The 16,083-nt window shown below is 67.7% G+C and carries 14 protein-coding genes; 8 read left to right on the top strand and 6 right to left on the bottom strand.

Annotation, left to right across the window (positions count from 1 at the left end; genetic code table 11):
* Positions 1-52: 52 nt before the first annotated feature.
* A complete protein-coding gene (locus M9799_RS10885; RefSeq protein ID WP_231041699.1) occupies positions 53-589 on the bottom strand; it encodes a C40 family peptidase in 537 nt (178 codons plus the stop codon).
* 308 nt (positions 590-897) lie between these two features.
* Complete coding sequence (ffh, locus tag M9799_RS10880; RefSeq protein WP_231041698.1) at positions 898-2,292, bottom strand: signal recognition particle protein; 1,395 nt, start codon at positions 2,290-2,292, stop codon at positions 898-900.
* A 250-nt stretch (positions 2,293-2,542) separates the two neighbouring features.
* On the opposite strand from ffh, the gene M9799_RS10875 reads away from it, so the two are divergent.
* The 7 genes from M9799_RS10875 (at position 2,543) to M9799_RS10845 (ending at position 11,893) form a co-directional block, all read left to right on the top strand.
* Entirely contained in the window at positions 2,543-3,328 is a 786-nt protein-coding gene (locus M9799_RS10875; protein WP_231041697.1) for a cytochrome C assembly family protein, read from the top strand.
* On the top strand, positions 3,325-3,567 hold the full coding sequence (locus M9799_RS10870; RefSeq protein WP_231041696.1) for a PP0621 family protein: 243 nt from the start codon (positions 3,325-3,327) through the stop codon (positions 3,565-3,567). The genes M9799_RS10875 and M9799_RS10870 overlap by 4 nt, the downstream gene beginning before the upstream one ends.
* Positions 3,568-3,587: 20 nt before the next feature.
* Positions 3,588-5,324 carry a sensor histidine kinase gene (locus M9799_RS10865; protein ID WP_231041695.1) on the top strand — a complete coding sequence of 579 codons (1,737 nt, stop codon included), beginning with the start codon at positions 3,588-3,590 and terminating at the stop codon, positions 5,322-5,324.
* A 9-nt stretch (positions 5,325-5,333) separates the two neighbouring features.
* Positions 5,334-6,776 (top strand): sigma-54-dependent transcriptional regulator, encoded by a 1,443-nt coding sequence (locus M9799_RS10860; RefSeq protein ID WP_231041694.1) that lies wholly within the window; start codon positions 5,334-5,336, stop codon positions 6,774-6,776.
* On the top strand, positions 6,751-7,359 hold the full coding sequence (gene ampD, locus M9799_RS10855; protein ID WP_231041693.1) for a 1,6-anhydro-N-acetylmuramyl-L-alanine amidase AmpD: 609 nt from the start codon (positions 6,751-6,753) through the stop codon (positions 7,357-7,359). Before M9799_RS10860 ends, ampD begins: the two co-directional genes overlap by 26 nt.
* A gap of 399 nt (positions 7,360-7,758) precedes the next feature.
* Complete coding sequence (locus tag M9799_RS10850; RefSeq protein WP_231041692.1) at positions 7,759-10,689, top strand: ribonucleoside-diphosphate reductase subunit alpha; 2,931 nt, start codon at positions 7,759-7,761, stop codon at positions 10,687-10,689.
* A 112-nt stretch (positions 10,690-10,801) separates the two neighbouring features.
* Positions 10,802-11,893 (top strand): ribonucleotide-diphosphate reductase subunit beta, encoded by a 1,092-nt coding sequence (locus M9799_RS10845; protein WP_231041691.1) that lies wholly within the window; start codon positions 10,802-10,804, stop codon positions 11,891-11,893.
* A gap of 87 nt (positions 11,894-11,980) precedes the next feature.
* Here M9799_RS10845 and M9799_RS10840 read toward each other — a convergent pair whose 3' ends face one another.
* Positions 11,981-12,325, bottom strand: coding sequence for a hypothetical protein (locus M9799_RS10840; protein ID WP_231041690.1), 345 nt, complete (start codon positions 12,323-12,325; stop codon positions 11,981-11,983).
* On the opposite strand from M9799_RS10840, the gene M9799_RS10835 reads away from it, so the two are divergent.
* On the top strand, positions 12,297-13,019 hold the full coding sequence (locus M9799_RS10835; RefSeq protein WP_231041689.1) for a histone H1: 723 nt from the start codon (positions 12,297-12,299) through the stop codon (positions 13,017-13,019). The genes M9799_RS10840 and M9799_RS10835 overlap by 29 nt on opposite strands.
* A gap of 51 nt (positions 13,020-13,070) precedes the next feature.
* Here M9799_RS10835 and M9799_RS10830 read toward each other — a convergent pair whose 3' ends face one another.
* The 3 genes from M9799_RS10830 to M9799_RS10820 form a co-directional block, all read right to left on the bottom strand.
* Entirely contained in the window at positions 13,071-14,066 is a 996-nt protein-coding gene (locus M9799_RS10830) for a metal-dependent hydrolase (protein WP_231041688.1), read from the bottom strand.
* 241 nt (positions 14,067-14,307) lie between these two features.
* Entirely contained in the window at positions 14,308-15,204 is an 897-nt protein-coding gene (locus M9799_RS10825; protein ID WP_231041687.1) for a carbohydrate kinase family protein, read from the bottom strand.
* Positions 15,205-15,222: 18 nt separating this feature from the next.
* Positions 15,223-15,852: a DUF3426 domain-containing protein gene (locus tag M9799_RS10820; protein ID WP_231042160.1), complete on the bottom strand. Its 630-nt coding sequence runs from the start codon at positions 15,850-15,852 to the stop codon at positions 15,223-15,225.
* Positions 15,853-16,083 lie beyond the last annotated feature (231 nt).

Here is a 16,083-nt window from a genome sequence, read left to right as displayed (position 1 = left end):
GGGGCTTCGGGCCTGTGGCCGGCCGCGTCAACAATTCTGTAGGGGTGGCCCTTCACCCCGCAAACACCGTCCGCGCTTCAGTAAACCGCTTGCTGAAATAAGCGCTCCCCATCCCCACCACCTGCACCGTGCCCCCGCTCGACGGCGCATGCACGAAGCGGTCGCCCCCCACATAGATCCCCATATGTGAATAGCGCCCCCCCGAGGTGTTGAAGAACACGAAGTCCCCGCGGCGCAGATCGCTGCGGCTCAGCGGGGTGCTGACGCCAGCCCACTGGCTGGTGCTGCGCGGCAGGCGCTTTTCGGTGATGCCCTGCAGCGCGTACTGCACCAGCCCGCTGCAGTCGAAACCGCCATCGGGCGTGTTGCCGCCATAGGTATAGGGCGTGTTCACCACCAGCATGGTGCGCGCGTAGAGCGCATCGCGCAGTGAACCGTCAAGCGCCAGTGGTTTGACTGGAGGCGGGGCAGTACGTCCGCGGCGCGTTGGCGACGAACTGCAGCCGGCCAGGATCGCGGCGCTGGCGAGGGCTGCGGAAAGCATGAGCCTGCGTGGCGGCACGATGGGGGTTTCGGTCGGCATTTGCATGCGGACATTATGGGCGTGGGGGGCTGGGGGAAACAAATCGGGCTTGTACGACCGGATACGCTGGGGCTTTTCTCCCGGGCAGGCCGTCCACCCTTCGACAGGCTCAGGGCGAATGGAAAACCGGGTACGGGTACGGGTACGGGTACGGGTACGGGTACGCGGACGCGGACGCGGACGCGGACGTAGCCTAGGGCGAACGGAAATTACCGTTCGTCCTGAGCTTGTCGAAGGATGAAGGGCCTGCCCTCCAAAACAAAAAACCGGCCTGTGCATCACGCACGGCCGGTTTCCAGGGGGACCCGTCAACTTCAGAAGGGCAGCTTCGGCATCCCACCGCCGCCACCCATCATCCCCTTCATCGCCTTCATCCCGCCCATGCGCTTCATCATCTTCATGAGGCCGCCGCCCTTCATCTTCTTCATCATGTCCTGCATCTGCTCGAATTCCTTGAGCAGGCGGTTGACTTCCTGCACCTGCACGCCCGCGCCCATGGCGATGCGCTTCTTGCGCGTGGCCTTGATCAGCTCGGGCTTGCTGCGTTCCTTGGCGGTCATCGAGCAGATGATGCCTTCCTTGCGGCGGATCTCGCGCTCGGCCTTGTCCATGTCGACCTGGCCGGCCTTGGCCGTCATCTGGCTCGGCAGCTTGTCCATCAGGCTCGACAGGCCGCCCATCTGCTTCATCTGCTGGATCTGGCCGAGGAAGTCATTGAGATCGAAGCCGTCGCCGCTCTTGACCTTGGCCGCCAGGCGCTGCGCGGCTTCCATGTCCACGCCGGCCGTGACCTGTTCCACCAGCGCGACGATGTCACCCATGCCCAGCACGCGGCCCGCGTGGCGCTGCGCGTCGAACACTTCCAGGCCGTCGAGCTTTTCGGAGACACCCGCGAACTTGATCGGCGCGCCCGTGATCTGGCGCACCGACAGCGCCGCGCCGCCGCGCGAGTCGCCGTCGAGCTTGGTCAGCACGATGCCGGTCAGCGGCAGCGCCTCCTTGAAGGCCTTGGCGGTGTTGATCGCATCCTGGCCCTGCATCGCGTCGACGACGAACAGCGTTTCGACGGGCTTGAGCGCGCCGTGCAGATCCTGGATCTCGCGCATCAGCGCTTCGTCGATGGCCAGCCGGCCCGCGGTATCGACCAGCAGCACGTCGAAGAAGTGGCGCTTGGCGTAATCGAGCGCGCCGCGCGCGATGTCCAGCGGCTTCTGGTCCGGGGTGCTCGGGAACCATTCGGCACCGGCCTGCGCCGTGACGGTCTTGAGCTGCTCGATGGCCGCGGGGCGGTACACGTCGCCCGAGACCGTCAGCACCTTCTTCTTACGCTTCTCGATCAGGTGCTTGGCCAGCTTGGCGGTGGTCGTGGTCTTGCCCGCGCCCTGCAGGCCGGCCATCAGGATCACGGCCGGCGGCTGGGCGTTGAGGTTGATGTCGCTCACGCCCTCGCCCATGGTCGCGGCCAGCTCGGTGTTGACGATGGACACCAGCACCTGGCCCGGCTGCAGCGAGGACAGCACCTCCTGGCCCAGCGCCTTTTCCTTGACGCGCGCGATGAAATCGCGCACCACGGGCAGCGCCACGTCGGCCTCGAGCAGCGCCATGCGCACCTCGCGCAGCATGTCCTGCACGTTGGATTCGGTGATGCGGGCCTGGCCACGCATCTCCTTGACGAGGCGCGAGAGTTTGTCGGTAAGAGCGGAGGCCATAGGCGGGAAGTTCCGGTAGGTGCTGCCGCCCGCGGGGCAGCCTGGGGCATGCAGCATGCAAGAGTGAAGAGCGGATTTTACCCGCAGGCCCGGCGCGCGGTGGCCGCCCCTGCGCTTGCCGCGGCGCACCTGCGGGGATTGGAATGTGTACGATTTGATACACCCGCGCGCACCGGCGCATGCTGCAGCCCTGCGTGGGCCTGGCCGGGCTGCGCCGGTCTATCATTGCACGATGGTTCCCTTTGCTTCCATGCATACCCCCTCTCCTACCGTGACCTGGCTGCTGGCCCTGTTGGCGGCCTGCGCCTACGCCCTTCCCGCCGCACGCATCGGGGAAACCGCGGCGCGCACCGCGCTGGCCATCGCCTGGGGGCTGCACGCGGCGTTTCTCGCCTGGGGGCTGCTGGGCATGGCGCCGCATTTCGGCTTTGCCACGGCACTGTCGATCACTGCCTGGCTCATGCTCACGGTGTATGGCGTCGAGCAGCAGCTCTATCCGCAACTGCGCACGCGCGCGCTGCTGGGGCTGCTGGGCGCGGCCGCGGTGGTGCTGGCGGCGCTGTTTCCGGGCATGCCGCTGCAGGTCAATTCCTCGGCCTGGCTGCCGCTGCACCTGGCGCTGGGCATTGCCTCCTATGGCCTGTTTGCCGCGGCCGTGGTGCATGCGGCGCTGATGAACCACGCGGAAAAACGCATCCGCGTGGCGGCCGATGACGACAGCGGCATTCCGCTGCTGGCGCTCGAGCGGCTGACCTTCCGTTTCGTTTCCGCCGGCTTCTGGCTGCTCTCGGCCACGCTGCTCGCCGGCTGGCTGTTCGGCGAGGCGCTGTACGGCCGGGCCTGGCGCTGGGACCACAAGACGATCTTCTCGCTGCTGGCATGGTTCACCTTCGCCACGCTGCTGATCGGCCGCGCGCGCTTCGGCTGGCGCGGCCGGCATGCGGTGCATGTGCTGTATGCGGGTGCACTGTTGCTGCTTCTGTCTTACGCTGGCTCGCGTTTCGTGATGGAAGTGCTCTTGGAACGTTTCGTATGAAGTACCTCCTGGTCTTGCTGGTGATCGTCATCGCCATCGGCATCTGGCGCAGCCGCCGCCGTGTCGAACGCGCGCAGCGCCCGGCGGCGCCCCGCGCCGCCCCGCTGCAGCCGCCCCAGGACATGGTGGCCTGCGCGCGCTGCGGGCTGCATCTGCCGCGCAGCGAGGCGCTGGTGCTCGAGGCGCCGCAGCCGCGCTACTACTGCTGCGCCCAGCACCGCGCGCAGGGCCCGGCCTGAGCCGGCGCCGCGCCCTGGCCATGCTCAGCGCCGCGCCCCGCCCCTTCACCGCCGAGCCGCAGGTGGTGCGGCTGTGGAACGGCTTTCTCAACGGCCGCGTGCTGGTCGGCACGGTGCTGCTGGTGCTGCAGGGCCTGAGCCTCACGGTGCACAATCGCAATGCGCCGCTGCTGTGGGTGATCTGCGCGGTCTATCTCGCCTTCACGCTGTTCGCGCGCATTGCCGGGCGCCGCACGCCGCCGCCGCCGCAGGTCGGCTGGCATTGGCTGCCGCTGATCGGGCTCGACATCGCCGTCGTCTGCCTTCTGCAGCTGCTGCAGCCCAGCCCGATGAACTACGCGCCGCTGCTGGCGCTGCCGATCCTCATGGCCTCAGCGCTGGGCACGCTGCTGCTGGCCTTTGCCACCACCGCCAGCGTGACGCTGCTGCTGCTGGGCTGGACCGGCTGGGCCGGCCGTTCGGGCATGACGGACCTCACGCAGCAGTACTTCCAGACCGCCCTGACCTGCGCCGGCTATTTCCTGATGGCCTACCTCACGCACCAGCTGGCGCAGCGCCTGCAGCGCGAGCGGCAGCTGGCGCAGCAAAACCGCGAGGCGGCGCATCTGCAGGAGCAGGTCAATCACCTGATCATCCACCATCTCGACGACGGCGTGCTGGCCATCGACCGCGAAGGCCTGGTGCATGCGGCCAACCCCGCGGCGCTGCTGCTGCTGGACTGCGCGGCCGGCCTGCGGCTGCCCTTTGCGCTGTCGGCCACGGTCGGCAACGCCCCGCTGGCGGCGTTGGTGGAGCAGACCTTTGCCAGCGGGGCCGAGCTGACCGCGGACATGGACCTGGTGCATGCGGGGCGCAACCCGCTGGGCCTGCATGCGCGCACCTGGCTCACCAGCCCGCTGGACACCGCGCTGCCCGAAGCCGCGCAATGGTGCCTGGTGTTCCTGCACGATCTGCGCGAGATGCAGGCGCGGCTGCGCACCGAGAAGCTCGCCGCCATGGGCCGCATGTCGGCCGCCGTGGCGCACGAGATCCGCAATCCGCTGGCCGCGATCAGCCAGGCCAATGCGCTGCTGGCCGAGGAACTGGGCGCGCCGGCCCAGCAGCGCCTGAGCCAGATGATCGCCAACAACGCCCAGCGCCTGGCGCGCATTGCCGAGGAGGTGCTGGACATCGCGCGCGTGCAGCAGCAATTGCATGGCGCCGAGGCCAGCGCGCTGCCGCTGGACGAACAGGTGGCGGCGATCTGGGAGGAATGGAGCGACCAGGGGCCCGCCATTGGGGCGGCGGGGACTGCATCCGAGCGCACGGCGCTGGTCCAGCTGCAGGCGCCGCAGGCCATGGTGGCCTTCGATGCCGAGCATCTGCGGCGCGTGCTGGTCAACCTGCTGGACAACGCCCAGCGCTTTCGCAGCAGCGCCGCCGACGGCCTGCAGCTGCACACCGGCCATGCGGCGGCGGCCCCGGCGGCGGGCGCGGCGCCGGTCTGGCTGCAGGTCTGGAGCGACGGGCCGCCATTGGAGGCATCGGTGCAGCGCCACCTGTTCGAGCCTTTTTTCTCGTCGCAAAGCCGCTCCACGGGCCTGGGGCTGTACATTTGCCGCGAACTGTGCGAGCGCTACGGCGCGCGCCTGGGCTACCAGCGGCTGGCGCGCAGCACCGCGCGCGGCAGCGTCGAGGGCAATGCCTTCACGCTGGTGTTCTATCCCACCGCCGTCCTGGGTACGCCCGCCTACCGCCTCGACACCATTGTGGTCTGACCTTCGCCCATGCCTGACATCGCCGCCTCCATCCTGGTCATCGACGACGAGCCCGACCTGCGCACGCTCTACGAGCTGACGCTGCTGCGCGAGGGCTACCGCGTGGAAACCGCCGACTGCGTGCACGAGGCGCGTGCGCAGCTGCAGGCGCAGCGCTTCGACGCCGTGCTCACCGACATGCGCCTGCCCGACGGCCTGGGCCTGGAGCTGCTGCACGAGCTGCGCGCCCAGCAGCGGCCCGAGCGCTGCGTGGTCATCACCGCGCACAGCTCGGCCGAGAACGCCGTCGAGGCGCTGCGCGCGGGCGCGTTCGACTACCTGAGCAAGCCCGTGGACCTCAAGCAGTTCCGCGCCGTCGTGGCCTCGGCCGTGCGCCGGCCCGCCGACTCCGGCGATGCCGCGCTGCGCGGCGCGCGCGGCGCCGGCCCGCGCGACATCGAGCTGCTCGTGGCCGATCCCGCGAGCGCACTGGCGCAGCTGGTGGGCGAATCGCCGGCCATGCGCGCGGTCAAGCAGAACATTCTCAAGGTCGCAAAGAGCATGGCCCCGGTGCTGGTGCAGGGCGAATCGGGCACCGGCAAGGAACTGGTCGCGCGCGCGCTGCATGCCTGCAGCCACCGCGCCGACGGCCCGCTGGTGGCGGTGAACTGCGGCGCGATTCCCGACAACCTGCTAGAAGCCGAGTTCTTCGGCGCGCGCAAGGGCTCCTACACCGGCGCGACCCAGGACCGCGGCGGCTACTTCCAGGCCGCGCGCGGCGGCACGCTGTTCCTCGACGAGATCGGCGACCTGCCGCTGGCCATGCAGGCCAAGCTGCTGCGCGCGATCCAGGAGCGGCGCGTGCGCCCGCTGGGCTCGACCCAGGAGGAGGCGGTTGACGTGCGCATCGTCAGCGCCACGCACCGCGACCTGGCCGAGGAGGTGGCAGCCGGGCGCTTCCGCCAGGACCTGTACTACCGGCTCAATGTCATAGAGATCCGGCTGCCGCCGCTGCGCGAGCGCCGCGAGGACCTGCCGGCGCTGTGCGAGGTGCTGCTGGCGCGCATCGCGGCCGAAAGCGGCTGCGCCGTGCCGCCGCTCACCGCGCAGGTGCTCGAACAGCTGGCGCGGCTGCCGCTCACCGGCAATGTGCGCGAGCTGGAGAACCAGCTGCACCGCGCGTTGGCGCTGGGCGAGGACCAGCAGCTGTCGCTCGATGTTGCGGCGGCCGACGCCGCGGCGGCCGACCCGTTTGCACCCGCGCCGGTGGCCACGCCCGGCCCCCTGCCCCATGACCTGCAGGCCTGGCTGGACCAGCAGGAGCGCGACATCCTGGTGCGCGCGCTGCACGAGGTGGGCTTCAACCGCACCGCGGCTGCCGCCCGGCTGGGCATCAGCCTGCGCCAGATCCGCTACCGCATCGCGCGCCTGAACATCGCCGCACCCCATGACAGCGACAGCAGCGAGCACTGAAGCCTGCGGCCGCTGGCAGGGCGGCTGGTACCAGCCCGCGCGGATCCTGCCCTCGCCCAACTTCGGCCCGCGCCCACCGGGCGCCTGCATCGACCTGCTGGTGCTGCACTCGATCAGCCTGCCGCCCGGCGAATACGGCACGGGCGCGGTGCAGCAGCTGTTCACCAACCAGCTCGACTGGGACGCGCACCCCTATTACCAGGGTATCCGCGGCCTGGAGGTCTCGGCGCATTTCTTCATCACGCGCGCGGGCGCCATCTGGCAATTCGTCGACTGCGATCAGCGCGCCTGGCATGCGGGCGCATCGTGCTGGCGCGGGCGCGGCAACTGCAACGACGACTCGATAGGCATCGAGCTCGAAGGACTCGAAGGCCTGACTTTCGAGTCCGCGCAATACCAGGCGCTGGCGCAGCTGTGCGCCGACCTGTCGGCGCACTACCCGATCCGCCATGTCGCCGGCCACGAGCACATAGCGCCGGGCCGCAAGTGCGACCCCGGGCCGGGCTTCGACTGGCCGCGGCTGCGCGGGGAGCTGGGCAATGCCCTGGACTGGCCGCCAGGCACTGAGGCCAGGACCTGCTGAACAGGTCCGTGCCCGACGCCTAAAACGTTTTTCCGGCAGCGTCAATTGGCCTGCGTGGACTCCGGCTTTTTCGCCACGCCGGCAAAAATTTTTTTTGCTGTAAGCCAACACGCCATGCCCCGCCGCAAGCCCGCGCAGCCATTGGTGCCGACCCCTTTCGCATCGCGCTGGAGCCGGCGGCTTTTCTTCCTGCAGCAAGGTTTTGGCGGTCTCCCACGTGGTTTTGGCAGGTACGCCGCGCTAAACTAGCATCCGAATCACAGACACTACCTGTAGTGGTCGGCGCCTTCCAAAAGCACTACATTTAGTGTAAAACTTGTGCACAGCGTGTGCACGGCTTGTGGAAAAAACGGCCATCCACCACTGCAGCGCCATCCATCAAACGCCCAAGAGGAATCCATGCAAGAAGCGTTGAACCCCGTATCCACCACGCCCGCCGATGCGGCGCGCCCCTCGGCCGACCAGCAGTACCACGTCATGCGCCGCAACGGCGACGTCGTGGACTTCACGCCGCAGAAGATCGCCGTGGCCGTGACCAAGGCCTTTCTCGCCGTGCGCGGTGCCCAGGGTGCGGCATCGGCCAGCGTGCGCGAGATGGTGGACGAGCTCACGCAGGGCGTGGTGCGCGCGCTGCAGCGTTCGCGTCCCGCAGGCGGCACCTTCCATATCGAGGACATCCAGGACCAGGTCGAACTCGGCCTGATGCGCGGCGGCCACCATGAAGTGGCGCGCGCCTATGTGCTGTACCGCGAGCGCCGCAACCAGGAGCGCGCCGAGCAGAAGAAGGCCACCCAGCCCGCGGCCGCGCCCGCACCCGAGCTGCAGGTCACCGACAAGGGCCAGCGCGTGCCGCTGAACCGCGAACGCCTGCTGGCGCTGATCGAGTCCGCCTGCCAGGGCCTGAACGCCGACATCCAGTCCGAACCCATCGTGCAGGAAACCCTGCGCAACCTGTACGACGGCGTGCCGATCGACGAGGTGTTCAAGGCCGCGATCCTGGCCGCGCGCACGCTGATCGAGAAGGACCCGGACTACACCTACGCCACCGCGCGCCTGCTGCTGCACACCATCGTGCGCGAGGTCATGGGCCGCGAGGTCGCGCCCGCCGACATGGCCACGGCCTATGCCGAATACTTCCCCGGCTTCGTGCAGAAGGGCGTCGACAACGAGCTGCTCAACCCCGAGCTGCTGAACTTCGACCTGCCGCGCCTGGCCCAGGCCCTGAAGGCCGAACGCGACCAGCAGTTCGACTACCTGGGCCTGCAGACGCTCTACGACCGCTACTTCCTGCACGTCAAGAAGACGCGCATCGAGCTGCCCCAGTCCTTCTTCATGCGCGTGGCCATGGGCCTGGCGCTGGGCGAGACCGACCGCAACGCGCGCGCCATCGAGTTCTACGAGCTGCTGAGCTCCTTCGACTTCATGAGCAGCACGCCCACGCTGTTCAACAGCGGCACGCTGCGCTCGCAGCTGTCGAGCTGCTACCTGACCACGGTGCCCGACGACCTCGACGGCATCTACGAGTCGATCAAGGAAAACGCGCTGCTGTCGAAGTTCGCCGGCGGCCTGGGCAACGACTGGACGCGCGTGCGCGCGCTGGGCTCGCGCATCAAGGGCACGAACGGCGAATCGCAGGGCGTGGTGCCCTTCCTGAAGGTGGTCAACGACACGGCCGTGGCCGTGAACCAGGGCGGCAAGCGCAAGGGCGCGGTCTGCACCTACCTGGAGAGCTGGCACCTCGACATCGAGGAGTTCCTGGAGCTGCGCAAGAACACTGGCGACGACCGCCGCCGCACGCACGACATGAACACCGCCAACTGGATTCCCGACCTGTTCATGCGCCGCGTGATCGAGAAGGGTTCGTGGACGCTGTTCTCCCCCGCCGACGCGCCCGACCTGCACGACCTGTACGGCGCCGACTTCGAGAAGGCCTACACCGCCTACGAAGCCAAGGCCGCCAGCGGCGAGCTCAAGCTGCACAAGACCCTGCCCGCCACCGACCTGTGGCGCAAGATGCTCTCGATGCTGTTCGAGACCGGCCACCCCTGGATCACCTTCAAGGACCCCTGCAACATCCGCTCGCCGCAGCAGCACGCGGGCGTGGTGCATTCGTCCAACCTGTGCACCGAGATCACGCTCAACACCAGCGACACCGAAACCGCGGTCTGCAACCTCGGCTCGGTCAACCTGGTGCGCCACATCAAGGACGGCCAGCTCGACCACGAGAAGCTGCGCAAGACCATCACGACGGCAATGCGCATGCTCGACAACGTGATCGACATCAACTACTACGCGGTGCAGAAGGCCAGGGATTCGAACCTGCGCCACCGCCCCGTGGGCCTGGGCCTGATGGGCTTCCAGGACGCGCTGTACGAGATGCGCATGCCCTACGCCTCGATGCAGGCGGTGGAGTTCGCCGACCAGTCGATGGAAGCCATCTGCTACTACGCCTACTGGGCCTCGACCGAACTGGCCAAGGAGCGCGGCAGCTACTCGAGCTTCAAGGGCTCGCTGTGGGACCAGGGCATCCTGCCACTGGACACGCTGGACCTGCTGGAGAAGGCCCGCGGCGGCCATGTCGAAGTCGACCGCTCGATGCGCCTCGACTGGGCCGGCCTGCGCAGCAAGATCGCGGCCGACGGCATGCGCAACTCGAACTGCGTGGCCATCGCCCCGACGGCGACGATCTCCAACATCGTCGGCGTCGATGCCTCGATCGAGCCCTCGTTCGGCAACCTGTCGGTCAAGTCCAACCTGTCGGGCGAGTTCACCATCATCAACAACTACCTGGTGCGCGACCTCAAGCGCCTGGGCCTGTGGGATGACGTGATGGTCATGGACCTGAAGCACTTCGACGGCTCGCTGCGCCCCATCGACCGCGTGCCGCAGGAGATCAAGGACCAGTACGCGACCGCCTTCGAGGTCTCGCCCGAATGGCTGGTCGAGGCCGCGTCGCGCCGCCAGAAGTGGATCGACCAAGCGCAGAGCCTGAACATCTACATGGCCGGCGCCTCGGGCAAGAAGCTCGACGACACCTACAAGCTGGCCTGGCTGCGCGGCCTGAAGACCACCTACTATCTGCGCACCACCAGCGCCACGCAGGTCGAGAAGTCGACGGTGCAAAGCCGCACGCTGAACGCCGTGTCGTCGGCCGCCCCAGCCGCAGCGACCGCTGCCGCAGCCACCGCCGCCGTCACCGTGGCATCGGCTGCCGCCGCCGCGGTGCCCACTGCGCTGGAAAAGGCCGCGGCCGCTGCCCGCGCCAGCGTGCCGGCAACGGACATCAAGTTCTGCGCCATCGACGACCCGGGCTGCGAAGCCTGCCAGTAAAGCGCCGGACGCCTTCGGGTGTCCGCCCTCGCGGCCTCCGGTCCCGCCCGCTCTGCAAGCCGGCGCCCGGGGGCCGTTGGCCCTGCCCTTGCTGCTTTTTTAGGAATACACCATGCTGACCTTCGACGACGACATCACCCCCAGCGCCCCGGCCACCGACGCCCAGGCACCCGCGCCCCAGACCTTCAAGCGCGTCAATGCCGCGGACAAGCGCATCATCAACGCCAAGACCGACGTGAACCAGCTGGTGCCGTTCAAGTACAAGTGGGCCTGGGAGAAGTACCTTGCCACCTGCGCCAACCACTGGATGCCGCAGGAAGTGAACATGACGCGCGACATCGCGCTGTGGAAGGACCCGAACGGCCTGACCGAAGACGAGCGCCGCATCGTCAAGCGCAACCTGGGCTTCTTCGTCACGGCCGATTCGCTGGCCGCGAACAACATCGTGCTGGGCACCTACCGCCACATCACCGCGCCCGAATGCCGCCAGTTCCTGCTGCGCCAGGCCTTCGAGGAAGCGATCCACACCCACGCCTACCAGTACATCGTCGAGTCGCTGGGCCTGGACGAGGCCGAGATCTTCAACGCCTACAACGAGATCAAGTCGATCCGCGACAAGGATGAGTTCCTGATCCCCTACATCGAGGCGATCATGGACCCGAACTTCCACACCGGCACGCCCGAAACCGACCAGACGCTGCTCAAGTCGCTGATCGTCTTCGCCTGCCTGATGGAAGGCCTGTTCTTCTATGTCGGCTTCACGCAGATCCTGGCGCTGGGCCGCCAGAACAAGATGACCGGCGCCGCCGAGCAGTACCAGTACATCCTGCGCGACGAGTCCATGCACTGCAACTTCGGCATCGACCTGATCAACCAGCTCAAGCTCGAGAATCCGCACCTGTGGACCAGCGAGTTCAAGGAAGAGATCAAGGCCCTGTTCATGCATGCCGTCGAACTCGAATACCGCTATGCCGAGGACACCATGCCGCGCGGCGTGCTGGGCATGAACGCGTCGATGTTCAAGGGCTACCTGCGCTACATCGCCAACCGCCGCGCCACGCAGATCGGCCTGGAGGAACTGTTCCCCGGCGAGGAAAATCCCTTCCCGTGGATGAGCGAGATGATCGATTTGAAGAAGGAACGTAACTTCTTTGAGACACGCGTGATCGAGTATCAGACCGGCGGCGCACTTTCCTGGGATTAATCGCCTTCCTGCAGGCACAATGTGACTCACCAACCGCCTCACGCAATTGGGCTTGTGTCAAGGTCAAATGCGAGGCGATTTCCGAGTTCATTGCGATGCGTCACTCCACATCGCTATGGATCGCTTCCTGCCGATGTGCAGTCGAAGTGTTTTGTGCAAATCGACCAAGGAGAAGATGATGGCAACTGCGAAGAAAACGGCCGACAAGAAGGCCTCGACTGCAAAACCGGCAGACTCCGTGACCAAGGCCGCCCAGCCTGAAACGGCTTCCGCCACCAAGGCTGCTGCACCGAAGAAGGCGGCTGCGCCCAAGGCGGCTGCCAAGTCCGAAACGGCTGCCGCACCCGCTGCCGCCAAGAAGACCTCCGCCGCCAAGCCGGCTGCAACCTCTACCAAAGCCGCGGTGACCAAGACCTCCACGGCTTCGGCCAAGGCTGCTCCCGCGAAGGCGGCCTCCGCGAAGGCGGCCTCCGCAAAGGCGGCCTCCGCCAAGACGGCTGGCGCATCCAAGGCTGCGGCACCGGCCAAGAAGGCTGCTGCGCCGGCGAAGGCCGCCTCGGCAAAGGCCGCCTCGGCGAAGGCCGCCCCGGCAAAGGCCGACTCGGCGCCTGCCAAGAAGAGCGCTGCATCTGCCAAGGCTGCTGCGCCGGCGAAGAAGGCGGCTGCTCCTGCGAAGTCCGCTGCGGCCACCAAGGCCGCCGCGCCCGCGAAGCAGTCGGCTGCCTCTGCAAAGAGCGCCACCCCCGCCAAGGCCGCCGCACCTGCAAAGAAGTCGGCTGCTTCCGCAAAGGCCGACGCTTCGGCACAGGCGCCCGCGAAGAAGGCTGCTGCTCCGGCAAAGACCGCTGCTTCCGCAAAGGCGGCTGCGCCGGCCAAGAAGGCTGCCGCGCCCGCCAAGGCCGCCGCACCTGCGAAGAAGTCTGCCGCTTCGGCAAAGGCTGCTGCACCGGCCAAGGCCGCCGCGCCCGCCAAGAAGGCCGCTGCACCCGCCAAGAAGGCTGCTGCACCCGCCAAGAAGGCTGCTGCAAAGAAGGCTGCCGCACCCGCCGCCGCTGCCGCTCCCGTGGCCCAGACCGCACTCAACCCGCAGGCCGCCTGGCCCTTCCCCACGGGCACCAAGCCCTGAGGCATTGGTCCCGGCCACACAAGCCCGAAGCCGCGAGGCCTCGGGCTTTTTTCATGGGCGGTGCCAGATGCGCTGCCACAGCTCCCTGAGCGCCTCGCCCACCGGCAGCTGCAGCGGCTGCTGCTCGGCGCGGCTTTGGCCCGCGGCCACCTCCGCCGGGCTGCCCAGCAGGAAGCGGAAGCTGTAGCGCCCTTCGCTGCCCATGCGCAGATCGCTCAGGTACAGCGCATCGCCTTGCCGCTCGAGCTTCACGAAGCCATCGGCAAAGCGCGCCAGCTGCTGCACGGCAGGCGCCTGCGGCGCGTACTGTGCCTGCAGCGCCGTGCCGCGCTCATGGCGTGTCCAGGCCATCGTGCGGTCGGGATCGAACAGCGAATGGAAGCCTTCCCAATAGTGCGTATCGTCCATGGCCACCACGCGCCACAGCAGCGTATTGAGCGGCGCGGGCGTCACCAGCAGCTGCGGCGCCGCGATGCGCTGCGCCGCGAGCGATTCGCGCGCCACGCCGCCCACATATTGCTGCGCCAGCACGCTCCAGCCCAGATACAGGCAGCTGAGCGCCAGGCCGATCCGATTGGCGCGCAGGCCTGCAAAGGACCTGCGGCACAGCGCTACGCCGATGCCGATCAGCAGCGGCAGCGTGTAGAGCGGGTCGATCACGAACACGCTGCCCAGGCCATAGGCCTCGGTGGAAAACGGCCGCAGCAGCTGCGTGCCGTAGATCGTGAACCAGTCGAGTATCGGGTGCGTGACCAGCACCAGCGCCATCGCCAGCCACCAGCGCCGCCAGTGCGCGCCCTCCCCCTGCAGCCGCGCGATGCCCCAGCCCAGCAGCGGCGACAGCAGCAGCAGGTAGAGCAGCGAATGGCTGTTGCCGCGGTGGTTGATCATGTTGGCCAGCGCGCTGCCATGGTCGATGAACACATCGAGATCGGGCAGCGTGCCCGCCACCAGGCCCCAGAAAGCGGCCTTCCACACGGCGGTGCGCCGGCCCAATGTGGCAATGGTCAGGGCAGAGCCCAGCGCAATCTGCGAAACGGAATCCATGGAGAATCCAGAAGGAAGATGGATGACTCACGATCGGAAAAATCGTTCGTCCTGATCCTGAGCCTGTCGAAGGATCGAAGGATCGAAGGATGAAGGGCCTGTTCTCGAGAACAAGCACGCGCCTTGGTTTCGAGTGCAGGACGTCCATGGTTCGACAGGCTCACCACGAACGGTCAATAGGCTCACTAACAATGGTCAATGGGTCCGCCACAAAGGTTTTTCCGAGCAGCCTAGAGAATTCTCACTCCACCGAGAAATCCAACCGATAGTTCTGCGGCCCCTTGCTGGCGATCTTCAGCGCGCCCACGCGATTGCCCAGTTCCGCACAGCGCACCAGCGGCCACCCCTTCTCCAGCCCGAACAGCAGCGCGCCGCGCCAGGCGTCGCCGCAGCCCGTGGGATCGACCACCTGCTTCGGCGCGACGGGCGCCACCAGCGTCTTCTCGCCCTGCTCCCAGACTTCGCAGCCCTCGGCGCCCAGCGTCACGATCAGGCCCTTGACCTGCTGCGACAGCGCCGCGAGGTCCATGCCGGTGCGGTCGCACAGCACCTTGGCTTCGTAGTCGTTCACGGCGATCCAGCTGGCCTGTTCGATGAAGACCTTGAGCTCCTCGCCATTGAACATCGGCAGGCCCTGGCCCGGATCGAAGACAAAGGGAATGCCCATCTCGTGGAACTGGCGCGCATGCTGGATCATCGCCTCGCGGCCATCGGGCGCGCAGATAGCCACGTCGGCGCGCGCCCCCTCGTCGATCTGCAGCAGGTGCGCGTGCGACATCGCGCCGGGGTGGAAGGCGGTGATCTGGTTGTTGTCGACGTCGGTCATGATCATCGCCTGCGCCGTGTAGATCTCGTCGCTCTGGCCCACGTGGCGTGTGGAGATGCCCAGCGCGCGCATGTGCTCCAGATAGCTTTCGCCATCGCTGCCGAGCATGGCCATCGGCAGCGGCTCGCCGCCCAGCAGCTTCAGGCTGTAGGCAATGTTGCCAGCGCAGCCGCCGAAATCGCGGCGCAGCGTGGGCACCAGGAACGAGACGTTGAGGATGTGCAGCTGGTCGGGCAGGATCTGGTCCGCGAACCGGCCCTCGAAGGTCATGATGGTGTCGAACGCAAGGGAGCCACAGATGAGAGCGGACATGGATGAGGTTTCCAGGAATCAGGGATAGAAGACAAGCACACGATAACCCGCGATGCGGGCGGGCGTGGCGGTGACGGCCAGTGGAAGGCGCACGCTCCACTCGGCATGGGCCCCCAGGGTCGTGGGCGCCTGCATGTCGGCGGGCAGCAATACCCGGCGCAGCACCGGCTGGTCCTGCAGGTCGGTGAACGTGAGCTCCACCGCGGGCATGGCCAGCTCGGTGGCGGCCTGGTTTTCAATGGTCAGCGACAGCAGGTATTGGCCGGCCTGCGCGGTGCGCGCGAAGGCCGAGCCGGCAATGACCACCCGATCGATGTCCTGGCGCGCCGAGAGCGTGCAGCCGGTCAGCGCGCACAGGCCCTGCAAAGCCGGGCGCAGCGCGGGATTCCACGCCGCCAGCGCATTGCGCTCCTGCAGCGCGACCTGCAGCGCCAGTGCCAGCAGTAGCAGCGCGCTGCCCAGGCCCAGCGCCAGGCGCATGCCGGGCGCATGCCACAGCGCGCGGCGCCGGGCGGCGCGGATGAAGCCGGGCTCGGCGTCAGGCGGCGGTTCGCGATCACGGCCACGAACCCGGTCGTGGTCAGGGTCGTGGTAGGGCAGCGCAAAAGGATCGCTGGACGCCTGCGCCGCGTCCGCGGAAGCGGCCAATGCAGGTTCGGGCTCCAGCCTGGGCGCGGGCTCCGGGTCCTGCGCCCTCTCCAGCATCGGTCCCGGTTCCGGTTCCGGTTCCGGTTCCGGTTCCGGTTCCGGTCCCGGTTCCAGTTTGGAATCCGGTTCCGTCGCAGGTTCGGGGTCTGGCTCAGGCCCCGGCGCAGCCAGTGCGGGCGGCTGCGATTCGGCGGCGCGTTCCGGCTCGTTCCCCACCAGAGGCAGCGCTTC

Source organism: Comamonas endophytica (assembly GCF_023634805.2).
In the GTDB taxonomy this organism is placed as follows: domain Bacteria; phylum Pseudomonadota; class Gammaproteobacteria; order Burkholderiales; family Burkholderiaceae_C; genus Comamonas; species Comamonas endophytica.
Note: the sequence above shows the minus strand (reverse complement) of the source record. Positions and strands in the feature narration are given on the sequence as shown.

Excerpts from the sequence above, each read along its gene's own strand:
- M9799_RS10830 (WP_231041688.1), bottom strand. The coding sequence starts at position 14,066 with ATGGATTCCGTTTCGCAGATTGCGCTGGGCTCTGCCCTGACCATTGCC.
- M9799_RS10850 (WP_231041692.1), top strand. The coding sequence starts at position 7,759 with ATGCAAGAAGCGTTGAACCCCGTATCCACCACGCCCGCCGATGCGGCG.
- M9799_RS10825 (WP_231041687.1), bottom strand. The coding sequence starts at position 15,204 with ATGTCCGCTCTCATCTGTGGCTCCCTTGCGTTCGACACCATCATGACC.
- M9799_RS10860 (WP_231041694.1), top strand. The coding sequence starts at position 5,334 with ATGCCTGACATCGCCGCCTCCATCCTGGTCATCGACGACGAGCCCGAC.
- ampD (WP_231041693.1), top strand. The coding sequence starts at position 6,751 with ATGACAGCGACAGCAGCGAGCACTGAAGCCTGCGGCCGCTGGCAGGGC.
- M9799_RS10865 (WP_231041695.1), top strand. The coding sequence starts at position 3,588 with ATGCTCAGCGCCGCGCCCCGCCCCTTCACCGCCGAGCCGCAGGTGGTG.
- M9799_RS10885 (WP_231041699.1), bottom strand. The coding sequence starts at position 589 with ATGCAAATGCCGACCGAAACCCCCATCGTGCCGCCACGCAGGCTCATG.
- M9799_RS10845 (WP_231041691.1), top strand. The coding sequence starts at position 10,802 with ATGCTGACCTTCGACGACGACATCACCCCCAGCGCCCCGGCCACCGAC.
- M9799_RS10875 (WP_231041697.1), top strand. The coding sequence starts at position 2,543 with ATGCATACCCCCTCTCCTACCGTGACCTGGCTGCTGGCCCTGTTGGCG.
- M9799_RS10870 (WP_231041696.1), top strand. The coding sequence starts at position 3,325 with ATGAAGTACCTCCTGGTCTTGCTGGTGATCGTCATCGCCATCGGCATC.
- ffh (WP_231041698.1), bottom strand. The coding sequence starts at position 2,292 with ATGGCCTCCGCTCTTACCGACAAACTCTCGCGCCTCGTCAAGGAGATG.